This window comes from Actinoplanes sp. NPDC024001, assembly GCF_040638955.1.
Classification (GTDB): Bacteria; Actinomycetota; Actinomycetes; order Mycobacteriales; family Micromonosporaceae; genus Actinoplanes.
Genome location: NZ_JBEZZB010000002.1, coordinates 93,191 through 118,358 on the forward strand (window position 1 = coordinate 93,191; position 25,168 = coordinate 118,358).

At 67.8% G+C, this 25,168-nt stretch carries 23 protein-coding genes and 1 tRNA gene; 10 read left to right on the forward strand and 14 right to left on the reverse strand.

All coding sequences use genetic code 11. The features are described from left to right. Positions 1-92 precede the first annotated feature (92 nt). From AB0F81_RS01550 to AB0F81_RS01570, 5 genes are all read left to right on the forward strand, one after another. Positions 93-383, forward strand: a complete 291-nt coding sequence (locus AB0F81_RS01550) for a sulfurtransferase TusA family protein (protein ID WP_328465953.1) — start codon at positions 93-95, stop codon at positions 381-383. 48 nt (positions 384-431) lie between these two features. Continuing rightward, positions 432-1,700, forward strand: coding sequence for a TIGR04053 family radical SAM/SPASM domain-containing protein (locus tag AB0F81_RS01555; RefSeq protein WP_328465955.1), 1,269 nt, complete (start codon positions 432-434; stop codon positions 1,698-1,700). Between the two features lie 58 nt (positions 1,701-1,758). Beyond that, positions 1,759-2,073 (forward strand): putative zinc-binding protein, encoded by a 315-nt coding sequence (locus AB0F81_RS01560; protein WP_328465957.1) that lies wholly within the window; start codon positions 1,759-1,761, stop codon positions 2,071-2,073. Positions 2,074-2,655: 582 nt separating this feature from the next. Continuing rightward, the gene (locus AB0F81_RS01565; protein WP_328465959.1) at positions 2,656-3,768 is read left to right on the forward strand and encodes an XRE family transcriptional regulator; all 1,113 of its coding nucleotides are present in this window, start codon (positions 2,656-2,658) and stop codon (positions 3,766-3,768) included. Positions 3,769-3,974: 206 nt separating this feature from the next. Beyond that, positions 3,975-4,967, forward strand: coding sequence for a hypothetical protein (locus AB0F81_RS01570; protein ID WP_360189200.1), 993 nt, complete (start codon positions 3,975-3,977; stop codon positions 4,965-4,967). A gap of 27 nt (positions 4,968-4,994) precedes the next feature. Here AB0F81_RS01570 and AB0F81_RS01575 read toward each other — a convergent pair whose 3' ends face one another. Together AB0F81_RS01575 and AB0F81_RS01580 are read right to left on the reverse strand one after the other, a co-directional pair. After that, positions 4,995-5,609, reverse strand: a complete 615-nt coding sequence (locus AB0F81_RS01575; RefSeq protein ID WP_328465963.1) for a hypothetical protein — start codon at positions 5,607-5,609, stop codon at positions 4,995-4,997. Next, positions 5,606-5,938 (reverse strand): winged helix-turn-helix domain-containing protein, encoded by a 333-nt coding sequence (locus AB0F81_RS01580; RefSeq protein ID WP_328465965.1) that lies wholly within the window; start codon positions 5,936-5,938, stop codon positions 5,606-5,608. The genes AB0F81_RS01575 and AB0F81_RS01580 overlap by 4 nt, the downstream gene beginning before the upstream one ends. A gap of 425 nt (positions 5,939-6,363) precedes the next feature. Here AB0F81_RS01580 and AB0F81_RS01585 point away from each other — a divergent pair, with 425 nt between their 5' ends. Continuing rightward, complete coding sequence (locus AB0F81_RS01585) at positions 6,364-7,503, forward strand: molybdopterin molybdotransferase MoeA (protein WP_360189204.1); 1,140 nt, start codon at positions 6,364-6,366, stop codon at positions 7,501-7,503. Positions 7,504-8,694: 1,191 nt separating this feature from the next. Here the strand turns inward: AB0F81_RS01585 and AB0F81_RS01590 are convergent. From AB0F81_RS01590 to AB0F81_RS01610, 5 genes are all read right to left on the reverse strand, one after another. Continuing rightward, positions 8,695-10,641, reverse strand: coding sequence for a TniQ family protein (locus AB0F81_RS01590; protein WP_360189207.1), 1,947 nt, complete (start codon positions 10,639-10,641; stop codon positions 8,695-8,697). Then, complete coding sequence (locus AB0F81_RS01595; RefSeq protein WP_328465971.1) at positions 10,638-11,741, reverse strand: TniB family NTP-binding protein; 1,104 nt, start codon at positions 11,739-11,741, stop codon at positions 10,638-10,640. Before AB0F81_RS01595 ends, AB0F81_RS01590 begins: the two co-directional genes overlap by 4 nt. A 152-nt stretch (positions 11,742-11,893) precedes the next feature. Then, the gene (locus AB0F81_RS01600) at positions 11,894-12,442 is read right to left on the reverse strand and encodes a TniB family NTP-binding protein (protein ID WP_360189210.1); all 549 of its coding nucleotides are present in this window, start codon (positions 12,440-12,442) and stop codon (positions 11,894-11,896) included. A gap of 238 nt (positions 12,443-12,680) precedes the next feature. Next, complete coding sequence (locus tag AB0F81_RS01605) at positions 12,681-14,984, reverse strand: Mu transposase C-terminal domain-containing protein (protein ID WP_360189213.1); 2,304 nt, start codon at positions 14,982-14,984, stop codon at positions 12,681-12,683. After that, on the reverse strand, positions 14,978-15,736 hold the full coding sequence (locus AB0F81_RS01610) for a TnsA-like heteromeric transposase endonuclease subunit (protein WP_328465977.1): 759 nt from the start codon (positions 15,734-15,736) through the stop codon (positions 14,978-14,980). The genes AB0F81_RS01605 and AB0F81_RS01610 overlap by 7 nt, the downstream gene beginning before the upstream one ends. Before the next feature lie 874 nt (positions 15,737-16,610). On the opposite strand from AB0F81_RS01610, the gene AB0F81_RS01615 reads away from it, so the two are divergent. Beyond that, positions 16,611-17,423 (forward strand): MOSC N-terminal beta barrel domain-containing protein, encoded by an 813-nt coding sequence (locus AB0F81_RS01615; protein ID WP_360189216.1) that lies wholly within the window; start codon positions 16,611-16,613, stop codon positions 17,421-17,423. A 41-nt stretch (positions 17,424-17,464) separates the two neighbouring features. Further along, positions 17,465-18,412 carry an expansin EXLX1 family cellulose-binding protein gene (locus AB0F81_RS01620; protein WP_360189219.1) on the forward strand — a complete coding sequence of 316 codons (948 nt, stop codon included), beginning with the start codon at positions 17,465-17,467 and terminating at the stop codon, positions 18,410-18,412. 44 nt (positions 18,413-18,456) lie between these two features. Here AB0F81_RS01620 and AB0F81_RS01625 read toward each other — a convergent pair. The 3 genes from AB0F81_RS01625 to AB0F81_RS01635 all read right to left on the reverse strand — a co-directional run bounded on the left by AB0F81_RS01625 (position 18,457) and on the right by AB0F81_RS01635 (position 19,788). Continuing rightward, positions 18,457-18,540: transfer RNA gene (locus AB0F81_RS01625), tRNA-Leu, on the reverse strand. A gap of 341 nt (positions 18,541-18,881) precedes the next feature. Further along, a complete protein-coding gene (bcp, locus tag AB0F81_RS01630) occupies positions 18,882-19,358 on the reverse strand; it encodes a thioredoxin-dependent thiol peroxidase (protein ID WP_360189222.1) in 477 nt (158 codons plus the stop codon). Beyond that, positions 19,351-19,788, reverse strand: a complete 438-nt coding sequence (locus tag AB0F81_RS01635) for an S-adenosylmethionine decarboxylase (RefSeq protein WP_360189225.1) — start codon at positions 19,786-19,788, stop codon at positions 19,351-19,353. Before AB0F81_RS01635 ends, bcp begins: the two co-directional genes overlap by 8 nt. A 199-nt stretch (positions 19,789-19,987) precedes the next feature. Here AB0F81_RS01635 and AB0F81_RS01640 point away from each other — a divergent pair, with 199 nt between their 5' ends. Then, on the forward strand, positions 19,988-20,344 hold the full coding sequence (locus tag AB0F81_RS01640) for an Asp23/Gls24 family envelope stress response protein (RefSeq protein WP_360189227.1): 357 nt from the start codon (positions 19,988-19,990) through the stop codon (positions 20,342-20,344). On the opposite strand, the gene AB0F81_RS01645 is transcribed toward AB0F81_RS01640, so the two are convergent. From AB0F81_RS01645 to AB0F81_RS01660, 4 genes are all read right to left on the reverse strand, one after another. Continuing rightward, entirely contained in the window at positions 20,331-21,299 is a 969-nt protein-coding gene (locus AB0F81_RS01645; RefSeq protein ID WP_360189230.1) for a hypothetical protein, read from the reverse strand. The genes AB0F81_RS01640 and AB0F81_RS01645 overlap by 14 nt on opposite strands. Further along, positions 21,296-22,036 carry a thioredoxin domain-containing protein gene (locus tag AB0F81_RS01650; protein ID WP_360189232.1) on the reverse strand — a complete coding sequence of 247 codons (741 nt, stop codon included), beginning with the start codon at positions 22,034-22,036 and terminating at the stop codon, positions 21,296-21,298. The genes AB0F81_RS01645 and AB0F81_RS01650 overlap by 4 nt, the downstream gene beginning before the upstream one ends. 16 nt (positions 22,037-22,052) lie before the next feature. Then, positions 22,053-22,547 carry a MauE/DoxX family redox-associated membrane protein gene (locus AB0F81_RS01655; protein ID WP_360189235.1) on the reverse strand — a complete coding sequence of 165 codons (495 nt, stop codon included), beginning with the start codon at positions 22,545-22,547 and terminating at the stop codon, positions 22,053-22,055. Positions 22,548-22,639: 92 nt separating this feature from the next. Next, positions 22,640-23,188, reverse strand: a complete 549-nt coding sequence (locus AB0F81_RS01660; protein ID WP_360189237.1) for a sigma-70 family RNA polymerase sigma factor — start codon at positions 23,186-23,188, stop codon at positions 22,640-22,642. 99 nt (positions 23,189-23,287) lie between these two features. Here AB0F81_RS01660 and AB0F81_RS01665 point away from each other — a divergent pair, with 99 nt between their 5' ends. After that, positions 23,288-24,940: a copper resistance protein CopC gene (locus AB0F81_RS01665; protein WP_360189239.1), complete on the forward strand. Its 1,653-nt coding sequence runs from the start codon at positions 23,288-23,290 to the stop codon at positions 24,938-24,940. The last annotated feature ends 228 nt before the right edge of the window (positions 24,941-25,168 follow it).

The following is a 25,168-nucleotide window of genomic DNA, read 5'->3' on the forward strand; positions in this document are numbered from 1 at the left end:
TTGTCCTCTATCCGCGTCGCCAGTGCAACAGGCACGCTGATCGGCACCGGACAGGCGAACCGTCCGACCGAAACCGCACCGCAGGAGAGCCGATGCCGCCCACTGAACCGCTCGTCCTGCTTGATGGCGGTGATCGCGGCTGCGTACGCCTGCTGCTGGAGTTGCGGGCCCTAATCCGGACGGTGCGGGCCGGCACCATCATTCACTTGCTTACCACCGACCCGGCCGCACCGCTGGACTTGCCCGCCTGGTGTCATCTGACCGGCCACAGTTACCTCGGCCCTGTGCCCGACACCTACGCCGCGCCGGGCTACCGCATTCGCGTGACCGGCGACCGGGCCACGCCGACCGACCCCGACCATCCGTGGCGGCCGGTTCGCTGACACGCGAACCCGCCATGGCGATGGTCGCGACGCTTCGAACGAGTGGAGATGGGAGTGCGGGACCTCACCGACCTGGCCAACGCCAGCGACCGCAGGCCCGGCGCAGGCCGCGAAGCTCGCGACCGCGCCCGCGAGCTTCGCCGGCCCCGGCAGTCGACGTCCGACCGGCCGTTCATCGTCATTTGGGAGGCGACGCAGGCCTGCCCACTGGCTTGCCTCCACTGCCGCGCCTCAGCCCGACCGCAGCGGGACCCGTACGAGCTGACTACAAGCGAGGCTGTCGACCTCATGGCGCAGGTGGCGCAGTTCGGCCGTCCCGCGCCCCTGTTCGTCATCACCGGCGGTGATCCGTTCCAACGCCCCGACCTGACAACCCTGATCCGCCGAGGCACGGACCTCGGCCTCGCAGTGTCGGTTTCCCCGTCCGGCACACCTACCCTCACCCGGGAGGCCCTCGCCGCTCTGCGTGACGCCGGCGCCCGCGCCATCTCGCTGAGCGTGGACGCCGCCGGCCCGGCGGCCCACGACGGGTTCCGAGGTGTCGACGGCGTGTACGCGCTGACCATGCGCGCATGGCACGACGCCGCGAACCTGGGGCTGAAGGTCCAGATCAACACGACCGTCACCCGCGACACCCTCCACGACCTGCCGCAGATCGCCGCGCAGGTCCGCGATCGCGGCGCCATGCTGTGGAGCGTCTTCTTCCTGGTACCCACTGGACGCGGCCGTGCCCTGCCCGGTCTCGGCGCCGCCGACACCGAGGACGTCCTCAACATCCTGTACGACCTCGGCGAGACGATTCCGGTCAAGACCACCGAGGCTCACCACTTCCGGCGAGTGTGCCTGCAACGCGCCGTCCTGGCCCGCCGTGGGGTCCCGGCCGTCGAGGCGTTGGGCCTCGGGCCGCTGTACCGGCGGCTGAGGCAGGAGCTCGACGAGCTGGGCCTGCTCGACGGGCCATGCCGCACCCGCCGGCCACCGTTGCAGGTCAGCGCCGGCAACGGCTTCGTCTTCGTCTCGCATCGCGGCCAGGTCCACCCGAGCGGCTTCCTGCCTGTAGCTGGCGGTGACGTACGCCGGCAGCGGCTGGTCGACATCTACCGCACCGCGCCACTGTTCACCGACCTCCGCGACACCACCCTGCTACAAGGGCGGTGCGGCGCCTGCGAGTTCCGCACCGTGTGCGGCGGATCCCGGGCCCGCGCCTACGCGGTCACCGGCAACCTGCACGCCGAGGAACCAGCCTGTAGCTACCAGCCCGGCTCGTTCGCCTACCCCGACGACCTGGCCGAACTGCTGCCGCAGAAACCATTGTGATCGACGGAGGCAGCCCCACGCCGAACCCGATCCTGCAGGCCACCACAGGGAGCCCGCCATGGCCGACGAAATGCAGCAACGCACCGTGACCACAGCCCAGCGGGACGGCGACGGCAGCTCATCGGCGAACCGCATCCCGCTGGTGTACTCCTGTTCCGGCTGTTCCAGCGCGGCGCAGCTGGCCAACGCACTCGCGATCAGGCTCGACCGGCTCGGCGTCGCGGAGATGTCCTGTATCGCCTGGCCCGGCAGGGACGTGCCATCTCTGATGCGCCTGGCCCGCTCCGGCCGTCCGATCGTGGCGCTCGACGGCTGTGCCCTCGTCTGCGTTCAAGCGATACTGCGCCGACACGGCATAGTTCCGGACTGCTAGGTCATCCTCAGCCACCACGGCGTTCGCAAGCGCCGAGATGCCGACTTCGAAGATGTCGACACTGAGCGGCTGCTCCCGGTTCCCGGTTCCCGGCTCCCGGTTCCCGGTTCCCGGTTCCCGGTTCCCGGTTCCCGGTTCCCGGTTCCCGGTTCCCGGTTCCCGGTTCCCGGTTCCCGGTTCCCGGTTCCCGGCTCCCGGCTCCCGGCTCCCGGCTCCCGGCTCCCGGCTCCCGGCTCCCGGCTCCCGGCCGTAACGAGCGAGTGGTCCGAAAGCAGCGGGCCAAGGACCGTGGCCACGACCGTTCCGACCGGCACCATCAAGCCTCGGCCAGCAATGTGGCGGACCGATTCCGACGGCGGGCGGCGGCGGTGTGGGCGTGGCTGAGGCGGCGCGCCCGCATCGGCAAAGCCTCGTGACCTGGTACGCGGCCGGGTTCCGGGACGGCAACCCGGACCGCCGACACTGACGGAGATGGCCGGGGATCCTGCCGGATTCCATCCGCCCCATCACCTCGAGCAATCTGCCGAATGATCGTCGGAATAATCTTGCGCATCTTTGTCGGCATGGAGTAGGGTCCACTTTGTGGGAGCACTCTTCTCCATCGAGGAACCGGCAGCGAATCCTCAGCTGCTGGTCGCCGCCCGCGAAGCGCTCGGGCTGACGCAGGCCGACATCGCCGACCGCCTCAGCCGGCTTTCCGGAAGCACCGTGAAGACCACCCAGGGCTACGTCTCCCGGGCGGAGAAGGGTGCGCTGTCGGTCATCGGGACGCGGCTGAAGCAGTTCGCCACGGTGCTGGAGACGACCCCGGACCTGCTGATCCTGGACGTCAAGCTGTGGGCCCTCGGTGAGGGCTGCCTGTACCACCGCAACCGGCGCTCGACGAAAGCATCGACTCTGCGGCGGCTGCACGCCCAGATCAACCTCACCCGCCTCTATCTGAACCGGCTCGCGGACGCCGCCGACGTCCCACTGCCGGCGTTCACGGTGTCGCCGACCCGAGTGGAAGGCGCCGTCGGCCCGCAGGCGGTTGCCGCCCAGCTGCGCGCCCAACTCGGGATCGGCCCGGGCGCCGTCGCCTCGGCCACGAAGGTCGCCGAGCAGCTCGGGGCGCTGGTGATGCCGATGTCGCTGGGTGGCCGCGAGGTGGACGCGACAAGCCTGCATCCGCCGGGCGAGCCGCCCATCTTCGTAATCAACACCGACGCGCCGATCGACCGTCAGCGGTTCACGTTGATGCACGAGGTCGGACACTGCGTCAGTGTTCCCGGCTCCGGCATTGACGCGGAGGAGATGGCCCAGGCGTTCGCTGGGGAGTTCCTCGCGCCGAACGATCAGATCTACCCGGACCTCACCGCGGCCCCCGTCACGCCGGCCCGGCTGCTGCAACTCAAGGCCAAATGGCAGATCTCCGCCGCGGCCGTGCTGCGCCGTGCCGCCGACCTGGCGGTGATCACCGACTCCCGCTACCGGACGATCAGCGCGCAGATCTCTGCGCTGGGCTGGCGTACCGAGGAACCGGAACCGCTGCCGGCGGAGACCCCCCGGCGAGTTCCCGAGATCGTCCGGGCAGCGATCCACGCGACCGGTGGTGTCGACGCCGCAGCAGCGGCGGCCGGCACGACGCCGGCGCGCCTGACCAATCTGTTCGGTGACGCCGTCACCGGCACGAGTACCTACCAGGATGGACGATGACCGAACCTGGGGACAAGGCGACGGCGCCGGCCCACGGCAACCTCGCCGGTGACCTGGCGCAACGCTGGCGATGGCTGGGCCGTCAGCCGTATCCGCCGATCCCGCCGGGAGCCGTCGGTGCCCTCGTTGACCGTGTGCTGGTGTACGCACGCCGAAGCCACGTCCCCGCTGTGCGGCCGGTCATCGGAGCCGCCCGCAGCGGCCTGGTGATCGTCGGCCCCAGCCCGGGCAAGCCGATTCCCCTCGCGGAATCCTTCGAGTACGACGGCCCGATTCTGCTCGACCCCGACGCCTACGGCCACCACCGGGCCACGCCCGACAAGCCGTTCCTGCTGCCCGACGGCGGCCTCGAAGGCACCAACCCCACCCTCGGCGACGTTCTGAACGCGCAGATCAACGCCGGATACACAGCGGCCTGCACCCCGACCGGGTACATCGGCGCCGGGGACACGGCAAGCCTGCAGGCCGCCGCGCAGCAGGTGAAGGCGCTCGGCCGCACCGACGTGCTCTTCGTGGCACCGCTGGACATCTCACTGCTCGACCGGGCGTTCTTCACCCAGACCCAAGCCATCCTGCAGGATGCCGGCTGCCCGGTCGCGCTCGTGCTCGGCAAACAGGGCGATCCGCTGACCCAGTCGGCACGCATCATCCCCAACCTGCGGACGCTGGCTGCCACCGTGCCGCTCATGCCCATCTGCACCGACTTCAACGGCCTGGACCTGATGGCCCACGGCGCCTTCGCCGCGGCGATCGGCACCGGCGGCAGCATCCGCCACACCGTTCCGCCGCCCCGCAAGCCCTTCGCGTTCGTCCAGAACGACAAGTCGCCCAGCGTCCTGATCCCCGAGCTCATGTGCTGGTGGAAAGGGTCGAAGATCAACAAGCTGTGCGGTGCGGCACCTAGCAGAGCCCCCAAATGCTCCTGCGAAACCTGCGGCAACCAGGCCCTGACCCGCTTCCTCTACGAAGAGGACCAGCCGGAAGCCATCGCGCACGCCGTCGCAGCCTGGTCGGTCATCGCCGACGGCCTGCTCGCCCAGCCGACCGTGCGGGATCGCGCCGAATACTGGCGCAACATCTGCCACAGCGCCGTCGCCGAGCACGAGATGTTCGCCAAACGTCTCCGCCAGGTCGACCCCTTGCCCGTTCAGACCCCGCTGAAGCAGTGGGCCAAACTGCCGGCCTGGCCCACCGAATAGCCGTTCAGCCCGCCGTCCCCGGCGGGCTCACCGGCTACGCTCGGCACCCCGGAACACCTCCTCGGTGAACCACCACCACGCCGGGGTCGGCTGCCAGTCGGTCAACATCTCCGGCTCCAGCACCATCGTCACCGTCTCACGGTCACGCACGGCGACCCCGATGCCGTAGAACGACGCCTCAGCCAACGCGACATCTGCATCGGTCGGCAGCTCGGAAACCACCAACAACCTGCGGCAGTACATCGCGAACCGCGACGCGGCCCGCAACCCTTTCGCCCAGTCCGTCGCCTGCACCATCGCCAGAACCGGCGTCACCGGCGGAGCAATCCGGCGGGTCACCGTCGCAGAAGACCACGCGACCGCCCCGTCCGGCAGACGCCGCAGACGCCGCCGTCCGGCGGGCGCCACCGACTGCACCGCGATCGGTTGCCCGAGCGGCAGCCCCATGAGCGTGTCGAGCAGATCAAGAGCGAGAACCGGCACGATCCCGTGCTCCTGACGGACCCGCAACTGCTCTTGATCAGGACGGTAGGCCACCCACCCGCGGACCCCGAACATTCGGACCCGGGAGATGCCGATCTCCTCCGCGACGGTGGGGGGCATGGCGGCCGCGAAACGCTCCAGCGTCGCTGCAACGCTCATGAACCCATCCCCTCACCCGCGTCGTCACCCGGAACAACCGGTTCGAGATCTTGCACCAGCTGCCGCAGCCCCGTCCATGCGCCCACGTTTGTGAGCGCGTAGAACACCCGCCGGCTTTGGCCAACCTGAGGTAGCCGCGTGACCAAGCCGGCGGCCGTGAGCGCTCGCAGCGGCGGGTGAAAGACACTCGTCGGCACGCCGGACGACGCGGCCAAATCCTTCACGCATACCCCCTCAGCACCCGCCGTTACCAGCGCAGTCAACAGTTCGAGCCGGTACCTGTTACCAAACACCGCCGACGAGACTCGTCGCAGCTGCTGTACCGCCACAGAGTTAACAGTAGTGAATCGCGATTCACGATTCAATCTGGTCAGGGAGTGGCGCTTCTGCATCTGAAGGGAGACGCGACAGTTGGCCGCTGCACGCCGACGACGGCGACCCCGGTAGGGACCTCCAGCCCTACTTCCCACTGGACATCCCCGGTTCACTGGCAGTCGGCTACACAGCCTGGGCGGCGGCACGGCGCCGCCCAGGTACACCGAACGCGTGCGCACCACCGGCCCCAGCGGCAAACTGAAGTGGTCCCACCACGATCACGGCCGCTGCATTACCCCGCGCCATGTCATCACCATAGGAAGAAGACTTGACCGAAGCACCGCAGCCCACCAGGCACCTCAACGGCACCGTGAACCCGGCTGTTGGCCCGCCAGCCACCACGGCCGGCACCCAGGCAACGCACCGGCACCCTGCCGGAATGCCGTGGGAACAGGCCTACAACACTGCCCGCGACACGCCGAAGCCGCTGCCACCGGAGCAGACCCCGGTCGAAGCGGCGGCCGGCCTCAGCTTGGCCGCCCCGATCCTCGCCCGAACGCCGGCGCCGGCATTCGACGCCGCAGCGATGGACGGCTTCGCCGTCGCCGGCCCGGGACCATGGACCATCACCGGCCGCATCCTCGCCGGCCAACCTGTCGCATGCTCCGCCCTGCCGGCTGGAACGGGCGTCGAGATCGGCACCGGAGCACCAGCCCCCGTCGGCGCTGACGCGGTACTGCCCTACGAGAACTGCCACCGCGCCGGGTCGACCGTGACCGGCACCATCGGCACCCGAACCCACATCCGCCGCACCGGCGACGACGTCCGCCCCGGTGACCTGATCGTGCCGGCCGGCCGCACAGTGACCGCCACCGTCGCGGCCGCCGCAGTCCAAGCCGGCGTCGACGACGTGTTCACCCACCGGCCGCCGACGGTGACTCTGTTCGTCACCGGTGACGAGGTGATCGCCTGCGGAACACCCGGGCCGGGGCAGGTCCGAGACAGCTTCAGCGGCCTCGTCGCTGCCGTGACCAGCCGGGCCGGCGGCATCCTGCGCGCCTGCTCGTACCTGCGCGACGACAAGGCCCTCCTGCAAGCGGCGCTCGACGACACCGATACCGACGTCATCGTGGTCAGCGGCTCGTCGTCGGCCGGGGCCGCCGATCACCTGCACACCGTCCTGAACGAGCAGCACGCAACCTGGCACGTCAACGGCGTCGCCTGCCGTCCGGGCCACCCCCAAGCCCTCGCCGCCCTCGCCGACGGACGATGGGTGATCAGCCTGCCCGGCAACCCCTACGCGGGCCTCACCGCCGCCCTCACCCTGCTTGAACCGCTCCTGCGCACCCTCGCCGGCCAACCCGCCGGCAAGCTACCCACTTGTCTGGTGACCGGCACCGCGAAGCTGACATCCGGCGCCGTGCGGATCGTCCCGGTCCGCTTTACCGGCGCAGCCGCCCAGATCCTCCCCGGCACCGGTTCCGCAGGTCTCCGCGCCGCCGCAGCCGCTGACGCGCTGGCGGTCCTGCCCATCGGATGGACCAACGGCGCCCCGGCGGCCATCCTCGCCGTGCCATAACCCGACCTGCCGTGTCTTGAGACCAGCAGGATCAAGCGCAAACCCGGCAGGCGAGCCGAACATCCGGTCACCGGCAATGCCCGCCGAGGGCCTCACCCGCCATTACCGGTTTGCCGCAGCATGCCGACCTACTGGAGCCGGTCACGGCCCGCAACCCGCCGCAGCGAGACAGCAACCTGGGTCGGAGGGGACCGGCCTGGGGGCGCCGGGATACCTGACGCCAATCTGCCGGCGACGATGCCGCAGACCATGGTCACACAACAGACCCCTCGTCTGCCCGCTGAGCAGGGCATTGAGCTGCGCGGTTGACGCGACGACAAGGGCACCCCCCGCGACGGTCGTGAGGAGGCCGTCTAAGCCCGCTGCATGCGTGGGCGGGCGGCGCGAACGTGTAAGCCTGCGCTCTGTGCCCCCGCATCATCGGCGGGATCAGCGAGTTGCCGGGTGACGGACGTCTGCATTTCGCTGCGGAGTTCCGTCCAATACACGCGTCGCCGGTGTCCGGTGCCGTCCGGGCACCGGCGATAGCGTGCGAGCGGGAACCATCCCTGGCCAGAGCGCGGCGAGGTCCTGTGCAGGGTTCAGTACAGCGAGGCGGGATCGACTCCGAGGGCGCTGAGGATAGTCGTCACCACGACCGCGATACTTATCCCGCCCGTGATCAACACGGCGAACATGAGCAACGCCATCACGAGACTCTTCCCAGTGCCTGTCAGATCAGCGAGCATGATCTTGCGGTAGTCGGTTCGCGGCCACTCGATCGGCGGAAGCTTCGCACTGCCGGCCGGACCCGTTGTGGACGCGGTCCATACCGGGGAATCGTGACTCGCCCCGACCCGGAAGCCTCCCCCCGAACTACGGGAGCCGTCCCGCTCTGAGCGCTGCTCTGGCGAGGTTGCCTGCACCATGATGTCGCCTCCTTCGGCCACAACTAGCGCGATATTTGCCGTCCTCATCGGCAGGCACGGGCTGCCGATGAGGGGCCATTCGGCCTGTTCTGCGGCTCGCCGCCGTGAACTCGCCGGCCACCGGTGACTGACGCCGATCGAGCACCGAACGCACTCCAGGGCCCACGGCTGCCCGCAGGTGGCCCGGCAACCGCCGGCAGTTCTTGACGGGCTGCCTCGCCAGACAGGACCGTAAGCCGTCCGACCCTGGTGGCGGCAGGGTGCGGGGTACAAGCCCCATCGGTCACCGGCGACCGGTAGGTGTCCGGCGGCGCAGGCCCTGCGGCGAATCGATTCGGGCCGCGAGTTCACTAGCGTACTCCTGCAGCACCCGGCCCAGCGCCTGATAGTGCTCTCCGGGAAAGTTCGTCCGGAGCCGGTTGAACAGTGTGTCGGTGCTCGAACGCCAAGACAGGTGCTCGTCCGCGGGCTGCTGATCGCGGATGGGCTGCGGCGCGACCCGATGCTCGCCGTGCGTCAGCCGTGTCCACACCACGATCGAGGCTGCTTGGCGTTTGCGGTCGCCGAAGTCAGGCGGCCGCAACAAGTCTGCCTGCTGCGGCATCTGCGCGACCAGAGCACGCCACTCTTTGGGGGTTATGCACCAGTCCCGCAGAGCCTTGCGCCGCCGGTCGTAGTCGATGCGATGTGACAGGCCGTTGATGTGATCGATCAGGTCGTAGACGGCATCGTCGAACGCGTGAGGATTGTCGAGCCCTGCGGCCCACTCGTTGACTCTCAACACGGTCGTCGCGCAGCGACTGTAGGCGCTGTCGTCCCCCGGCAGGCCCAGTTTGACGGCAGCCTCCCGAACGCCGCAACCGGCGACGATCTGCACGACGCGCAGTGCGGCAGTCCGCCGGAGATACTTCGTCGCGACGCCGTCGAAGCGGGCGAAGAACCGCTGGTACCAGTCGGGTTCCAGGAACTGCGGAACATGCTCAGGTCCGAACTTCACCCAGCGCGGAACGGCAGGCCGGCGCCGAGGTCGTCGTACCCGCACGATCGTCTGTCTGGTCAGCGTCAACGCGTGACCGAATGGCAGCGAGTTCTCCGGCATGCCTTCCAGGAACCTGCGGTTCCAGTCAGCGGTGGTCAACGGCCCTTCGTCGTCTCTGAGGAGGTAGCGCAGGTCGTTCGCCAGTTCCCGTGGTGAGGAATGGGAAAGCATCGTGTCCGCGGCCAGCAGCATTGCCGCGCACGCCATCGCGTCCGGGGGAGGCGTGCGGTGCGCGGCATGCCTGGTGAGATTGTGCTCCTTGCTGCCCGGCTTACACCGAGTTGTTACTTGTTGTTCTACTTCGCTGACATACTGCTCCAACGCGTCGGCGAGTGTCGCGTCGCTCAGCAGGTGCCGGCTCAGCGGCCAGGCGCGCAGGACGGCGTGACTGAGCTTGAACAGATCCCAGAAATACTCGGCTGCTGTCACTGGCTGCCCGGCTACCGTGACCTTGTCCGGGGCTGTGGGATCCAGGGCTTGCAGAATCTTGCGTTGCAGGGCGAGAGCTGCGGCGTTTGGCGGTGACTGTGCCGGCGTTTCGGTCAGCCAGGCGCCGCACGCCGGGGCGAGATCCTGACGTTGATGGCGTCGTTGTCGCAGGTGGCTACGGCATTGCGTCGGATGGAGGCTGTAGTCCGACCAACGCGGCAGAAACCCGTTCTCCTGCTGATGGGCGACATGCCCGGCAGCGCAGCGATGGTGAAGATATCGGCGATGGATTGGACAAGCGAACACTGCGGGGAGCCGCCAGGCCCGTTTCCAGGCTCCACCGAGCTCGCGCTGTATCGGGCTGCCGTCGCCGGCGAGGCACTCGGGGCAGTAGCGGGTGAACTTGACGGACAGCCAACCATCGAGCTTGTGCCGGGAGACCTTGCTGCCGACGACCCGGTGGGGCCCGCGGGCAGGCGGGTACCGGTCGCTGTAGCCGGCAAGGAACAGCGACCGCGCCTCCGTCTCGGTGAGGCTGGCGGAGTGTGCGAAGGTGCGGAGGACATCGGGTTCGACGTTGACGAGCAGCAACACGGGAGCCAACCGCTGACGGTAGCGGTCTGTCCGAACGTCGAGCCCGGTCGAAACCACCAGCCGGCTCGGCGTGAGGCTCAGCCGATGCGCCAGCCGCAGCAGGAAACCGCTGATCGACTCGTCCGCCAGTGGAACGAGGCTGCGGGGTAGAACCCGGACGGTGGTCATGCGCTGATGCTTTCCCCGAGGGGAATCCCGTGATCATCGAAAACCTTGTTGCGGCCACGGTGGCTAGGCTTTTTCGATGCAGCAGGTGTCTTTGCCGGGACAGCAGGCACCTCGCCGGCCGCCGCGTCACGACGCGGGTCGTTGCCGAGGTTGATGCCGATGTCATCGAGCAGTTCTTCGGTGAGCACCTCGGCCTCGGTGTTCATCGCTTCGGCGCAGCCGTCTTCGATGAGCCGTTCGAGAAGGCCGGCAACGCCGTTGGTCCGCCGGAACAGGTATTCGGGCATGGTCCCGCCCGTCAACATCCCCTTCCGTGGCGCGTTGAAAAGCCGCAGGTGGGTCTCCAGGCTCGCGAGGTACGTTTCCCAGGCCTTGATGTCGCGGTCAGTGTCGTAGCTGAAGGGACGCAGGTGGAGTAGATCAAATCTGCGTTCCGTCTGTGTCGCCGGGTCTTCGTCATTCTCGACACGGAACACGATCTGGTCAGTCCGTGGATCCGGAGTCCCTTCGCGCAAGAGCCCGGAGCCGGGGATGTTGACGCCGATAAGGACCAGCGTTGTGTTCATGCTCATGAATGCACGCAGCATGTCCAGGGTGTCCTGGTCGTCCGCGCGATGCATCTTCAGTCGGGTGATGTCGTCGAGTATCAGCACCCGCACGCCGTGGTCGTTCAACGAGGTGCGAACAGCCTTGGTCAGCTCGGTCAGGCCCATCTTGTGATAGTCGGCACCGAAGAAATCTAGGATCGCTCGGCAGGTGGCGATGGGTTTGGCCGTGACGGGCGTTTGTACGTAGGACACCGGAACGTGGATATCCCTCGTGCCGGGAAGGGCCTGAGGGTTGAGGCGCCTAGTTATGGTCAGCCATTCTTCCTCGAACTGCGCTGCAATCTCACACGCACTCTCGGTCTTACCCTGGTAGCCGCCTCCCGTGATCATGATTCCGGATCGGGTCACTGGCCGCCTTTTGAAACTGTTGTTGCGAAACCGCATCATCATGATTCGTTTCAAGTGCCGTGTCATCGGCGTTTCCTGCATCGGAATGTTCACGTGGGTCGCAATGCGATGCAGGTCGTGCAGATTCCTTTCGCGCGGTCTCATGGCCCTATACTCGTCTATCGTGATCACTGGAGCTGGCAGGAAATCCTCCCGAGTACTACGCCATTGGTGCCATCCTTGGACGGTCTCGCGTGTGGCGGTCGTTCCCGGAAGGCTGAACGGCAGGTCTCGGCAGCCTGACGCTGAACCCGAAGTCACGACGGATCCTCCTTGGCCTTGGACAGAGCCGTCGCTGGCCTCCGTCCTCGTCGCCTCGGAACACGATCCGGCCAGTCTGTGGACCCGGGGGCGTCGACGCCGATGAGAACTAGCGTCGTGTTCATGCTCACAAAAGCGCGAAGCAGATCCAGGGTGTCCTGGTCGTCGACGCGGTACACATTTACCCGGGTGAAGCCGTCGAGTAACAGCACCCGCACGCCGTGGTCGTTCAACGAGATGCGAGCAGCCTTGGTCAGTTCGGCGAGGCCCATCCGGTGATGATCGGCACCGAAGAAGGCCAGGATCGCCCGACAGATGCTCCGGGGTCTTGCTGCGGCGGGCAGCTGTACGTAGACCACCGGAACGTCATCGGCCTTCCTTCCGGATAGCTCTTGGGGGCGCAGCATATTGATTCTGGTGAGCCATTCTTTCTCAAGCTTGGCTGCAATCTCCGACGTGTTTTCGGTATGCCCGAGGTGGCCGCCGTCCGTAACCAATATCCCGGCTTGGTTCCCCGGGTATCCGTTGAAAACATCACCTCGCAACCCTATCGTTATGATGCGTCTTCGGCATTGGGGATTTGATGCTGAGCCGGAAGTCATGCGGGGCCTTCCTCAACGTCGAATCGAGCCGTGAGTTCATACGCGGACTCTGTCTTTCCTTGGCAACCGCCTCCCGTAATCATGATTTCTTCCCTACGGTCTTGAATCCAGGATCCGCTGTCGCGTAGTCGTACGCCATGATCGGTTTCTTTCACGTCGTGAGTGTCGTCCGCGTCAGAAGTCATGAAGCTTCCTCCGTTTCTCCTTCAAGCCATTCCTCGTCGGGTATGAGGAACAGGTTCCTTTTCTCCGATCCGCCCAGCCGCGTGCCCGGGGCTACGGGTTGCGGGGCAACGGCCCGTTGCCGGCGCAAAGCCCGTTCGGCGTCCAGCGAATCCTGTACCAGTTGGTCCTGTTCCTCCCAGCTCTGCTCGACCGCCGGTGCTCGTCGTGCTGATGCAGGGTGCAGTTCGAGACCGTCGGCTTCGAGCGGCGAGGGTCGGGTGGGCACCGGCCGGTCTGCTGCGGCGGCAGCACCCTGATGGATTTCGCGGGAGCGCGCAAGCTTCTCTTTTTTCTTTAGCTGGCTACGCCACTCGCTTACCGGTGCATGGGTTTTGAGCATCTCCAAGAGCAGCGGTCGAAGTTCTGCATCCGTTTTCGGGACAACCCCCCGAGTCTTCGCGAGTTTCAACATCTGATCGACCCGGGCATCGTTGAACGCCGGAATGTGACCTGAAGCCGGTAGGCCAGTCCATCGCAACTCGTGCCACGCGTGAGTATCCGGATCCTGGAAGAAAACGGTGCGACGGTCCCGCGGATCGTAACGAATGCGCCATTTCTTCCTGCCGTGCCGCCCGCCGCGCCTCGGAAGGTCCAGATGATCGAGGATAGGCCCCCAGTAGTACAGCTTCTTGACTTTGACGCCGCGCCCTTTTTGGATCTGCGTGTTACTGCTTGGAAGCAGCCGATAGAAGGTCTCCGGTTCTGGGATCTCCATGGCGAAGCCGCCCTGCGCCATCGATGCGGCGAACAGGGTGTTCGGGCTCTGGTCACCCATCGGGTCCCACGAAGGGGCGTAGGAACCCAACCGCCGGTTTTGCCAGTCCTTCACGATCCACGTTGCGATCAAGTGCTCAAGCTGCTGGATTGTCAACGCAGCGTCGCCTTCCGGGTCGATACCGCGGTCAGCGACGTCGGCACCGGTATAGCCAGGCAGCGCCTCGAACAGCAGGCTCTGAGCGGACTTGAACGCACGCTCGACGGCCTGCTTGTCAGTCGGCCGCAGTACCCGGGCCGGCAAGATGTTGCATTTCAGCACATCCAGTGCTCTGACAAGGTCGTGGCTGCGATACGGTCCGCCGTGATCAGTCGTCACCGTTTCCGGTGTGAAGAACGGCAGCCCCGCGACCTTGTGGCCCGCGAACTGCGCGACCAGGTGCGCAGGAACGCCCGGATAGGGCCACTCCATGTCGTCGTCCCAGCCCGGCCGCATCGGTAGGGGCATGGTCATGTCACGCAGCACCATCGCCACGTCTACCGACTTCTCTGACGACAGCGTCAGTCGGAACGCCACCAGAGATCGCGTGTAGACATCCAAAGCCCAGGTCAGTCTGGCCCTGACCGGCTCCCGGGAGATCGGATCAATGACCATGACGGGAACCGGTGTGGTGTCCAACGCGACCACCTGACCGGGCCGGTACACCACGACATGCTGCTTGCGCTCTGGCGACATGTGACCCTCGAGCGCAGCCGCCGACACCGCATACCGCTGCCGTGATCCACCCGGGCCGAACCATTCCTTCCATAAGCCGCGCAACGTGCTGTTACTCGGTACCTTCACCGGGGCAGCGCCGGGCTCGGCGGTCTCAGCAAGATACTGATGGACCCAAAGGAACTTGGTTTCCATGCTCACTTTTGAGCGAACCAAGCTCTCTTCGTAAGCCGCGTAAATCGCCTCTCGGACCCGTTCGTCTAGGCGATAGTGACCGCAACGCTCACGGAGCCAACGGTTATCGGCGCAGCCCATGATCCCGCGTTCATCGAGGAGCTTTTCCCGCCTCTTCAACGTCCGAAAGCTTGCCTTCTGCAGCCCCAGCAGCGACGTATTTAGTCGGTCCAGCCTCTCCAACTCGGCCTCCTTGGCGCGACGCCGCGCCTCCAGGGAGGGCGTTACCGCCGGGTCGTATTCGGCTTTCGGTTCTCCTTCCAGAGCCTGAAGCGGATCTCCGCTGCGATACCCGGTCCGCAATTCGTTGATGTGGGCAACGCGCAAGAGGGTCAGATCCCGCTGGCGCGGAGTAAGGTCGTCGAAGTCAGCCGGCTGACGGCCACGATCGGCGGGCAGCGGCGACGAACGGCTCGACTGCCGGCAGCGCGGATCATTCAGGAGGTCCCGCACGTGCGCCAGCCGGACCTCTCCGTCAGCCGACTGCAGCGTCACACGGCTGTACTGCGGCTCGAGCTTCACGACAGACCAGTGCGTCCCGTCACGGACAATCACGGAGCGCAGCGAGAGGTCCAGCTTGGGTTGCAACCTCAACATGAGCCGACTCCAGCGGCCCACACGAGCGAAGCGTCACCCAGTGGCTGGCTCATATCGATGACCGCCCGGCGATGCCACAGCAGATGCGTCAAGTGAGTCCGGGCGATCGCCGGCACCGATGTTGCCTCGACGATCTCGTCGAACCGCCGCGGCACAGAACGCAGCTGTGCAAGAACCTGGTCCGACATTCCTAACGGATCGGTCATTGGCCGGTATCGGGCACGCATTTCGCTCAAGTTCGCGACCACGTGCGGTCTCCAGCCTGCGACAACCGCGTACCGCCACCCCAGTGCGAACGCCACCTCGGCGGCTGCCGCAAACTTCACCCTATCCTTGTCACGGATTAGGGCGGCCGGTCGGACGTCGAAGAGAACCATCCCCGCAGCGGTGTACGCCAGATAGTCCGGGATGTGCTCTTGCTGTCCCGAGGTTGTCGAAAAACGCAGCCGCATGGGCTGCGACTGCACCTCGTCCAGGTCGCCCGCGAAGTCCAAGGCATGCAGCAACATCAACTCTTCCAACGATTCGTACCCGTGCCGACGCCCCGTGGATAGCAGGAACTCCACCCCAGCCCGGCTCGGCTGAGCGAAGCTGAAGTTGAAGGCCCTCACCGGTTCACAACCACGCGCAGGCATCGATACCAGGCCGTGGACAGTGCTGGTGATCTTCTGCCCGGTGTACTTCCAGACCGCTGTCCATCGGCGTGTCCAGTCGGAGCCGATGTCCAGCTCTGCCCGTGCTTCCTCCGTCACATGATCAAGGATCGTCAGGGCTCTCCACCCGCAGGTGTGAGACCAGATTGGTGACGCACCAGTGGCATCAACCTTGTGACGGCCGGTCCGCCCGATCTCAGCTGACATAGACGCATGGAAGGCTGTCCGTGTCGCAATGTCTAATGCGACACGCCGTCACATCGGAACCTGTCACAAACTTGTGTGACCGTCGCAGGCCCCGCCGGTGTCGGCCGGCCGGGTCGTGGCGATCGACCTGGAGCAAGATCAGCCGAAATGGGGACCTTAACCATGGTCGCGCCTGTACTTCGCATGCGACTGGCCCATCGCCGAACGGCGCGTGGTGGTCGTCCGGGGTGCGACTGCGACGGGCAGGCGTGGGCGTCGGTCACGCGATGGGCCGGCGTGTGACACCCCGATACTCGCGCCACCCACCCGCACACCTACAAGCAAAGACATCGGGCACGGTTGTCAGTCCGCCCGTCGAGCGTGCACGCCTCCTCGCCTGGCGCGTTCGGCCAGCTCTTGAACCTCGGTGAGATCGCCGACGTCCTCGGCTGGATTCTTGACTATGTCTAGGCTGCCGCCGACCAGTTGCCTGTCCGGGCCCGGCCGGCGCGGCATCCGGCTGACCACCTTCGCCGACACCCTCACCCTCGACCCTTACTCCGCGGATGCTCGACAGCGCCGCCCAAGGCAACGCCTCAACCAGCCACTGCACGACCATCGACAAAGTACGGCATCCGAATCGGCCAACTAAAACAAAAAGTCGCACGAGCAGTGGTCCGTTTCGGATCGGCGACGCGACGACTCGGCGACAGCTCAGTGGACTACGGCAAGGCGGGCCGCCTGATCGTCGCCGAGCACGCCCCCGCTACTGTGCCAGGCTGTGGACATGCGGATCACGGCGCTGCACACGTACCCGGTCAAGGGTTGCCACCGGCTCGACCACGACGAAGCCCGCGTCGAACCGTGGGGCCTCGCCGGGGACCGGCGATGGATGGTCATCGACGCCGACGGCGTCGGCATCACCCAGCGTGACACGCCCCGCCTCACCCAGCTCACCGCCCGGCCGCGTCCCGGCGGCCTGCGCCTGAGCGCGCCCGGCCGGCCCGACCTCGACGTGGACGAACCCACCGACGGCCCGAAAACCGCGGTGCGGGTCTTCCGCAACAAACCGAACTACCCGGCCCGCGTCGCCGACAGCGACTGGATCAGCGAGTTTCTCGACCGTGACGCCCGCCTCGCCTGGCAGGCCGACCCCACCAGCCGTCCCGTCGACGGCTTCGCCGACCTCGACGACCGGGTCAGCTTCGCCGACGGCTACCCGGTCCTGCTCGCCAACACCGCCTCCCTCGACGCGGTCAACGACTGGCTGATCGAAGGCGGCGACGAACCAGTCCCCATGCACCGGTTCCGCCCCAACCTCGTGGTCACCGGCGCCCCCGCCTGGGCCGAGGACGACTGGATCGGCCGGCGCCTGCGCATCGGCGACCTCACCTTCCGCGCCGCCAAACCCTGCGACCGGTGCCGCGTCACCACCATCGACCAGGAGACCGGCGAAACCGGCCGGCAGCCGCTGCACGTCCTCGGCAGACACCGGCGCTTCGCGCAGGGCCTGCTCTTCGCGATCAACCTGGTCCCCGACCTCGCCGCCGGAGAGACCGGTGTCATCCGAGTCGGTGACGCCGTCTTAGCAGAGTCTTAGAAGATTTGCCCCACACCCGCGGCGCCGACCAGGATGCCCGGGTGAGTGCTCATCGACGCATCTTCTCGATCCGCTGGCTCGCTGCCGGCGGCGCCGCAGTCCTGGCCGGCTTCATCGGTGTCGCCCTGCTCCTGCAGAACAGCGGATCCGCCTGCGCCGCCCCGCCGAGCACCACCACCAAGAGTGGGAAAGCCACCTTCTACGATCTGGCCGCCACCTCCGGCAACTGCTCCTTCGAGGTCCCCGCCGACGACCTCTACGTCGCCCTCGGCCCCGACCAGTACGCCGACGGCGCCTCCTGCGGCGCCTACCTCGACGTGACCGGCCCCAAGGGCAAGGTCCGCGTCAAGGTCTTCGACAGCTGCCCGGAGTGCGCCACCGGCCACCTCGACCTCAGCCGCACCGCCTTTAAGAAGATCGGCGCCGAGATCGACGGCATCATCAGCATCAAGTACAAACTGGTCACCAACCCGGCCGTGCCCGCGCCGATCAGCGTGCGCATCAAGGAAGGCGCCTCCCAGCACTGGTTCGCCGCCCGCATCGACAACCACGCCAACCTGCTGACCTCGGTCAAGGTCGCCGGCGCCGGCCGCGGTTTCACCGCGGCCCACCGCACCGACTACAACTACTGGCTCATCGACGGCGGCGCCGGTCCCGGCCCCTACAAAATCAGAATGACCGACGTGTACGGCAACAGCACCACCCTGACCGGCATCGACATGAAGCCCGGCAGCGTCCAGAAGACCGGCGCCCGCATGACCGGCGGCTCCACCACGGTGACCAAGAAGACCCCCAGCAGCCCGGCCGCCGCGAAGGCCAGCAGCCCGGCCCCCGCCAAGAAGAAGGCCACCGCTTCCCCCAGCGCGCCGGCCGCCTCCTCGGCCGCACCGGTCCTGGAGTCCGCGACCACCACCCCGGCCGCACCCTCGAGCGCCGCGGTCGCCGCTCAGCCCCTGGTGGACCTGGCCGCCGCCGAACCCTCCTGCTGAGCAAATGGCCGGTCGCGTCGCTGCGACCGGCCATTTGCCATCGGTGCGGAAGAGGGGACTCGAACCCCTACGCCCTCTCGGGCACGGGCACCTAAAACCCGCGCGGCTGCCAATTTCGCCACTCCCGCCCTTTTTGCCCTTTAAGGCAGAGCGCTGTGAAGAGTGTAATCGTTCGGATGCGCTCGTGGCGTCTCGCTCACCCTCGATCTGGCCTGCGCAGTGTTCAAACCAGCCGCCCGAAGGATGTTCTCCACCGTGGAGGCCGAGACAGTGATGGGTGCCGACGGCCTGGCTCGAAGCGCTGTGGCCACCTTGCGGGCTCCCCACGCGGGATGAGCCAGCGCGAACCGTGCACGGCGGCCGCCTTGCGGGTTGGTACCGCATGACGACCGCCGTGAGCCCGGGACTTTCCGTGTGCTCTCCTTTTCGGTTCGCACAGCCCGGACTTGCGGATTTAGCCGGACTTATCTCAGTCCAGGCCGAGATCACGGCGCAGCTTGGCGACGTGCCCGGTGGCCTTGACGTTGTAGAGGGCGCGCTCGATCTGCCCGTTCTCGTCGATGACGAAGGTGGAGCGGATCACCCCGGTGACCGTCTTGCCGTAGAGCTGCTTCTCCCCGAACGCCCCGTAGGCCGTGAGCACGCTCTTGTCCTCGTCGCTGACCAGCGGGAACGTGATGGCGTCGTGTTCGCGGAACTTGGCGAGCTTGGCGGGCTTGTCGGGGGAGATGCCGACCACCTCGTATCCGGCGGCCTGCAGGGAGGCGAGCGAGTCGCGGAAGTCGCAGGCCTGCTTGGTGCAGCCGGGCGTCATCGCGGCGGGGTACGCGTACAGCACGACCTTGCGCCCACGCAGGTCCTTGAGGGTGAGGGTGTCTCCGGTGTCGGTGGGCAGCGTGAAGTCCGGCGCGGCGTCGCCGGCGCTGAGGCGCACGTTTTCAGTCATGCACCGACGATAGTGCGGCCCGGACGCCGCCCCAGTGGCGACGGGCGGCGTCGAGGTTGCGGGGCCATTCCTCGCCGCGGCGGGTGAGGGTGCGTTCGGCGACGTGGAAGTCGCCGACGAGCCGGTGGAACTCGGCGAGCACGTCCTGTTCGCGGAATGGTTTGCAGGAGAAGATGTCGACGAAGATCTCACGCAGGTGCGGATAGGTGTGGATGGCCGCGTGGGATTCGGCGAGGATCACGACCGCGGATTTGCCGGCTTTCTCCGGCGGGCCGCCTTCGGTGGCGACCAGGGGGCCGGCGATGACGGTCATCCCGATGCGGGTGACCAGGTCGCGCATGAAGGTGATGAGGGCCTGGTCGTCGTCGAGCAGCCGGGTGTCGGTGACGGCGGAAAGCCGAAGGGTGAGTTCGTCTCCGTAGTGGGCCACAGCTGAACGTTACCCATTGCTGACGCAGCGTCGATATGCCAATTTCCGGCAATAGGGAATCCGTTTCCGGATGCGTCGGAAAATAGGAAAACAACGGATTCCCACGGCGATCGATCAGCTATCGATGGTGTTGTACGCACCGTGCGCTGCACTCGCGGTACGCTCCCCGGCACGGACGTCGAGAGCGGAGATCACAGTCATGAGCGAGGCTACGAACGGAACCACCACCGTCGCCGGCGAGGTCGTGGAGAAGATCGCTGTCGCGGCGGCCCGGTCCGTGCCGGGGGTGGCGGATCTGGGCGGTGACGTGGCCCGATTCTTCAACAGCGTGCTCGACAAGGTCGGCCTCGACGAGGTCGGCGACGCGAGCCGGGGCGTCTCCGCGAAGGTGACCGGCAACGACGTCACGGTCACCGTGGTCCTGGTCCTGGAGGCCGGCCGGGTGGTCGCCGAGGTCACCGCCGAGGTGCAGGCGAAGGTGAAGGAAGCCCTGACCGGTTACGGACTGAACGTGGTCGCCGTCAACGTGAAGGTCGACGACATCAGCGGGGTGTGACCACCGGGGTGGCGGCGCGCAGCCGCAGCACGCCGGTGAGGGCGAGACCCGCGCCGGCGCCGACGGCCACCGCCACGGCGGCCCGGGCCAGCCAGCCCGGGCCCACGGCCGGCACCACGGCGGCGGTGAACACCTCGGCGCTGCCGAACCCGGCGAAAGCGGCCAGCACGAAACCGGAGAGCGCCAGGTAGAACGGCGGGTGCCGGAAGGCGGCCGCGCAGACGAGCAGCCCGGCGAGCACGGGCACGCCGAACCAGCCTCCACCGTCCAGGATGCGCGACGCCGCGTACCACAGTGTGGTGATGCCGGCGAGGAGAGCGAGTGGGGTGACGGCGCCCGGGCGTCGCCCGACCAGGGCGACCGCGGCGGCCAGCAGGGCCGCGCCGAGCCACCAGGCCCACGCCCGCGGGGGTGGCTCGTAATCGAGCGTGCCCTGGATCTCGAAGGTCCGGGTCTGCTCACGCAGCGGGATGATCCAGTCGCGGACCCGGTGTCCGCTGCCCGGGTCGGCCGCCACCTGCGGTGGCGGGCCGGCCTCCAGCCATTGGGTGCGCTGGTCGTGCCAGCGCACGGTGGTGTCGGTGGATACCCGGCGCCAGGACGGCGCGGCGGTCGGATCGGCGCCGGCCGGCAGCGCGGTGCCGCCGTCGAGCGTCTCATTGACGTACGTCGCCGGCGAGTTGACGTTCTCGTAGGTGCCGTCCGGGCGCACCTCCAGGTACGGCTCGCCGGAGTAGCCGAGCACCTCGATGGCGCGGCCGGTCTCGTTGCTCAGTTCCAGCCGGGCGCCGCCCTCGACGACCCGGACCGTGAGGCCGTCGAGCGGAGTGCTCAGGCCGGTGACGGTGAGCCGGTAGTCGCTGACGCCGCCGGTGTCGCCGGCGTGCGCGAACGCCGGAGTGGCCGGTGCGAGGACCGCACCGGCCACTGCCGTCAGCAGGAGGAGCCGCTTCACCCGGCCGCCTTCTCGACCGCCGCGGTGAGCTGATCGACGCTGGGCAGGGTGTCGTTCGGTCCCTTGAGCTGTTCGCCGTTGACCACGATCGTCGGGGTGCTGGTGTAGTCACGCTCGGAGAACTTCTCGGTGGCCTGGGTGGCCCATGCCTTGTACGTACCCTCGTTCACCGCGCCGGCGAAAGCGTCACTGGTCAGCCCGACCGTCTTGCCGAGCTCGATGAGTTTCTCGTTGCTGAGCCCGTCGGTGCCCTCGGCCGGCTGGTTGGCGTAGAGCACGTCGTGGTACTCGACGAACTTGCCCTCCTCGGCCGCGGCGGCGGACGCGGCGGAGGCTCGGGTGGAGTACTCGGTGCCGTTGGAGTACCGGTCCAGGATCGCCACCGGGTGGTACCGCAGGGTGATCTTGTTGCTGTCCACCATCTGCTTCAGCGCCGGTCCGGCGGCCTGCTCGAAGTTGTTGCAGGCCGGGCACATGAAGTCCTCGTAGATGTCCACGGTGACCGGGCCGGAGCCGAACGCGAACGCGGTGCCCTCGTCGACCGCCGCGCTGGGGGTGGTGAGCTTGCCGTCGTCCTGGTTGCTCACCAGGCTGTAGCCGACCAGGCCGGCGATGAACAGGACCACCACCACGGCCACCGAGGTCCAGATCGTCACCGTGCGGCGCCGCTCGGCGGCCCGCTGCTGTTCCACGATCTGCCGGGCCTTGGTGGTCCGGTCGCGTTTGCCCTTGCTCATCGAGCATCCCCCATCCTCATCGAGCATCCCCCATCAAAAGGCCGTCCAGCGAGAACCGGGTCCGGGGCCGCCACAGCAGGATCCCGGAGAGCGCCAGGAAACCGAGGTCGCGCAGGATGTCCAGGCCGTACGCCGCCTCCTTGCCCTCGGCCAGCGCGCCGCCGGTGCTGAAGCACCCGCAGTCGATCTGCAGGCCGCGCGCCCATGCCGAGACGATGCCGGCGATGAAGATCATCATCAGCACCGCGGAGATGCCGGCGGTCAGCCGCACCGCGAGGCCGATCAGCAGGAGCAGCCCGAGGGCGATCTCCAGGAACGGCTGGACGGCGCCGACCACCTTGGCCGCGTCGTACGACATCAGCTGGTAGGCGTTGACCGCGCGGGCGGACTGGGCCAGGTCGCCGACCTTGAGCCCGCCGGCGATCAGCCAGACGGCGGCCAGCCCGAGCCGGGCCGCCGTGGAGATCCACGGCCACACGGCCGCCGCGCGGACACTCCGCAGGGTTTCCATGCTCACGCCCAGTTAGACGAAGTCCGTAGCGTTCGAGTTCCCGCCTATGCTGGCCGTCACCGGCCCAGGTGGTGCAGAGTCCAAGGTCCTGTTCAGCTGGCCTGGGCCCGGGAGACCGCGCTGATCAGCTCGTCGCGGGCCCGGGCCACCCGGGAGCGGATGGTGCCGACCGGAACGTCCTCGACGTCGGCGGCCTCGGCATAGGACAGGCCGAGCACCTGGGTCAGCACGAAGGCGGTGCGGCGTTCGTCACTGAGCCGGCTCAGCAGGTCGGCGCTGGTCAGCCGGTGTGCCGGGTCCGGAACGGGTAACTCGGTGGCGGCCTGCGCGGCGAGCCGAGCGTCCAGGCGCCGCCGGCGCACCACCGAGCGCAGGTGGTCGGCGCAGGTGCGGCGGGCGATGCCGAGCAGCCAGGTGCGGACGCTGGAGCGGCCGGCGAAGCTGTGCAGCGCCCGGAAGGCCCGCAGGTAGGTTTCCTGGGTGAGATCGTCTGCGGCGCCCGGGTCGACGAGCGCGGCGGTGAACCGCCAGACCTCGGCCTGGGTGGCGCGCACGAACGCGGCCTGCGCCGCCGCGTCGCCCGCACGGGCGCGCAGGGCGAGCGCGGTCGTCTCGTCCTTCAGTTCCTCACCACCGGTCACGACCGGCAATCGTACGCGGGTCGGACGGATCTGGAACCATGCGAGGGTCCCGGACGACTACCCCAGGCGCGCGCGAAGTGGAATCGGAGAGCATGTGGCATGACCGTTGACCGACGCCGGATACTGACCGTAATCGTCGGGTTGCTGCTGGGCTTCTTCGGCACGCTGGCCGCGGCCGCGCCGGCCAGCGCCCACGCCGCACTGGTCGGCAGCGATCCGGGAAACGGCACGATCGTCCCGGACGCCCCGAACAAGGTGACGCTGACCTTCAGCGAGTCGGTGCAGCTGCTCTCCGACAAGATCCGGGTGATCAGCCCGGACGGTGCACGCGCCGACCAGGGCGAGCCCTCGGTCAGCGGCTCACAGGTGACGATTCCGCTGCGCACCGGTGCCGGCCGGGGCACCTACCTGGTCAGTTACCGGGTGATCTCGGCGGACAGCCACCCGGTGGCCGGCACCATCAGCTTCTCGGTCGGCGCGGCCTCGACGCCGCCTTCGGCGGCCGAGGAGGAGATCCGGGTCGATCCGGTGGTTCGCGCACTCATTCCGATCGGCAAATACCTGGGGTACGCCGGCCTCGTGCTGCTCGTCGGCCCGGTGCTGGTGCTGGCGCTGCTCTGGCCCCAGCGACTGGACCGGCGCGGCCCGGGCCGGCTGATCTGGACCGGGATCGGGCTGGTGGCCGGGAGCACCCTGCTGGGGATCTGGCTGCAGGCGCCGTACACGCTCGGCACCGGCCTGTTCGACGTCGGCGTCGGCGACCTGCGCGACGTGCTGGGCAGCACGTTCGGCGCGGTGATGCTGGTCCGGCTCGGTGTGGTGGTCGCCGCCGCCTTCCTGCTGCGGCCGCTGCTGGTCGGTCCCGGCGGGGGCGAGTCCAAGCTCGACCTGGCCCTGCTCGGGGTGCTGGGCGTGGCGGCCCTGGCCACCTGGCCGCTGACCGGGCACCCGAGCGCCTCGCCGGTGGCCGGCGTCTCGGTGGTGATCGACGCGCTGCACCTGGCCGCCGTGGCGGTGTGGCTCGGTGGCCTGGTGATGCTCTTCGGCTTCCTGCTGCCGAAGGCGAACGGCCGGGAACTCGGCGCGATCCTGCCGATCTGGTCGCGCTGGGCGGCCGCCGCCGTCGGCGCGCTGATCTTCGCCGGGGTGGTGCAGGCGCTGATCGAGGTCTCCTCCCTGGACGGGCTGATCAACAGCACCTACGGGCGGCTGATCCTGGCGAAGATCGGCCTGGCCGCGGTGGTGCTCGGGGTGGCCGCCTACTCCCGCAAGCTGGTCAAGTCCCGGGCCGCCGAGGAGTCGCCCGGCCCACTGCGCCGGATCGTGCTGGCCGAACTCGCGATCACCGCGGTCGTGCTCGGCGTGACGTCGGTGCTGGTGCAGATCGCGCCGCCCCGCACCGCCGAGGCGGCCGAGACCGCGGCCACCACCACGACCGTCTCGCAGACCCTGACCGCCGACAAGATGTCGCTGCAGGTGGACATCTTCCCGGCGAAGGTCGGCAACAACTCGATCCACCTGTACGCGTACACGCTCGACAACAAGCCGCTGCCGGTGGTCGAGTGGAAGGCCACCGCCACGCTGTCCGAGAAGGGCATCGAGCCGATCGAGATCCCGCTGCTGCGGATCACCGACTTCCACGCCATCGGGGACATCGCGCTGCCGGCCGCCGGTGAGTGGACGTTCAAGTTCACCGCCCGGACCACCGAGATCGACCAGTCGACGCTGACCATGACCGCAACCATCTCCTGACCCCCCGCACGGATCACGACGGCCCGGCCTCTTCGGCCGGGCCGTCGGCATATCTATCGGGGGCCACCGTGCCTGTTTGACCACTTTGGGGTTATTTGACTCGGTATGGTCCCCGCAGTACGGCCCGGGAAGGGGGAGAGACAGATGCGGGTGTTCCGCACGATCCTCGGCATGCTGTTACTGACCATCGGACTGCCCGCGCTGCTGGCCGGTGGCGCCCTGTGGGCG

Bases quoted from the DNA above. Each gene is read 5' to 3' on its own strand.
- AB0F81_RS01550 (WP_328465953.1), top strand. From the start codon at position 93: ATGCCGCCCACTGAACCGCTCGTCCTGCTTGATGGCGGTGATCGCGGC.
- AB0F81_RS01555 (WP_328465955.1), top strand. From the start codon at position 432: ATGGGAGTGCGGGACCTCACCGACCTGGCCAACGCCAGCGACCGCAGG.
- AB0F81_RS01560 (WP_328465957.1), top strand. From the start codon at position 1,759: ATGGCCGACGAAATGCAGCAACGCACCGTGACCACAGCCCAGCGGGAC.
- AB0F81_RS01575 (WP_328465963.1), bottom strand. From the start codon at position 5,609: ATGAGCGTTGCAGCGACGCTGGAGCGTTTCGCGGCCGCCATGCCCCCC.
- AB0F81_RS01585 (WP_360189204.1), top strand. From the start codon at position 6,364: ATGCCGTGGGAACAGGCCTACAACACTGCCCGCGACACGCCGAAGCCG.
- AB0F81_RS01590 (WP_360189207.1), bottom strand. From the start codon at position 10,641: ATGACCACCGTCCGGGTTCTACCCCGCAGCCTCGTTCCACTGGCGGAC.
- AB0F81_RS01595 (WP_328465971.1), bottom strand. From the start codon at position 11,741: ATGAGACCGCGCGAAAGGAATCTGCACGACCTGCATCGCATTGCGACC.
- AB0F81_RS01605 (WP_360189213.1), bottom strand. From the start codon at position 14,984: ATGTTGAGGTTGCAACCCAAGCTGGACCTCTCGCTGCGCTCCGTGATT.
- AB0F81_RS01615 (WP_360189216.1), top strand. From the start codon at position 16,611: ATGCGGATCACGGCGCTGCACACGTACCCGGTCAAGGGTTGCCACCGG.
- bcp (WP_360189222.1), bottom strand. From the start codon at position 19,358: ATGACTGAAAACGTGCGCCTCAGCGCCGGCGACGCCGCGCCGGACTTC.
- AB0F81_RS01640 (WP_360189227.1), top strand. From the start codon at position 19,988: ATGAGCGAGGCTACGAACGGAACCACCACCGTCGCCGGCGAGGTCGTG.
- AB0F81_RS01650 (WP_360189232.1), bottom strand. From the start codon at position 22,036: ATGAGCAAGGGCAAACGCGACCGGACCACCAAGGCCCGGCAGATCGTG.
- AB0F81_RS01655 (WP_360189235.1), bottom strand. From the start codon at position 22,547: ATGGAAACCCTGCGGAGTGTCCGCGCGGCGGCCGTGTGGCCGTGGATC.
- AB0F81_RS01665 (WP_360189239.1), top strand. From the start codon at position 23,288: ATGACCGTTGACCGACGCCGGATACTGACCGTAATCGTCGGGTTGCTG.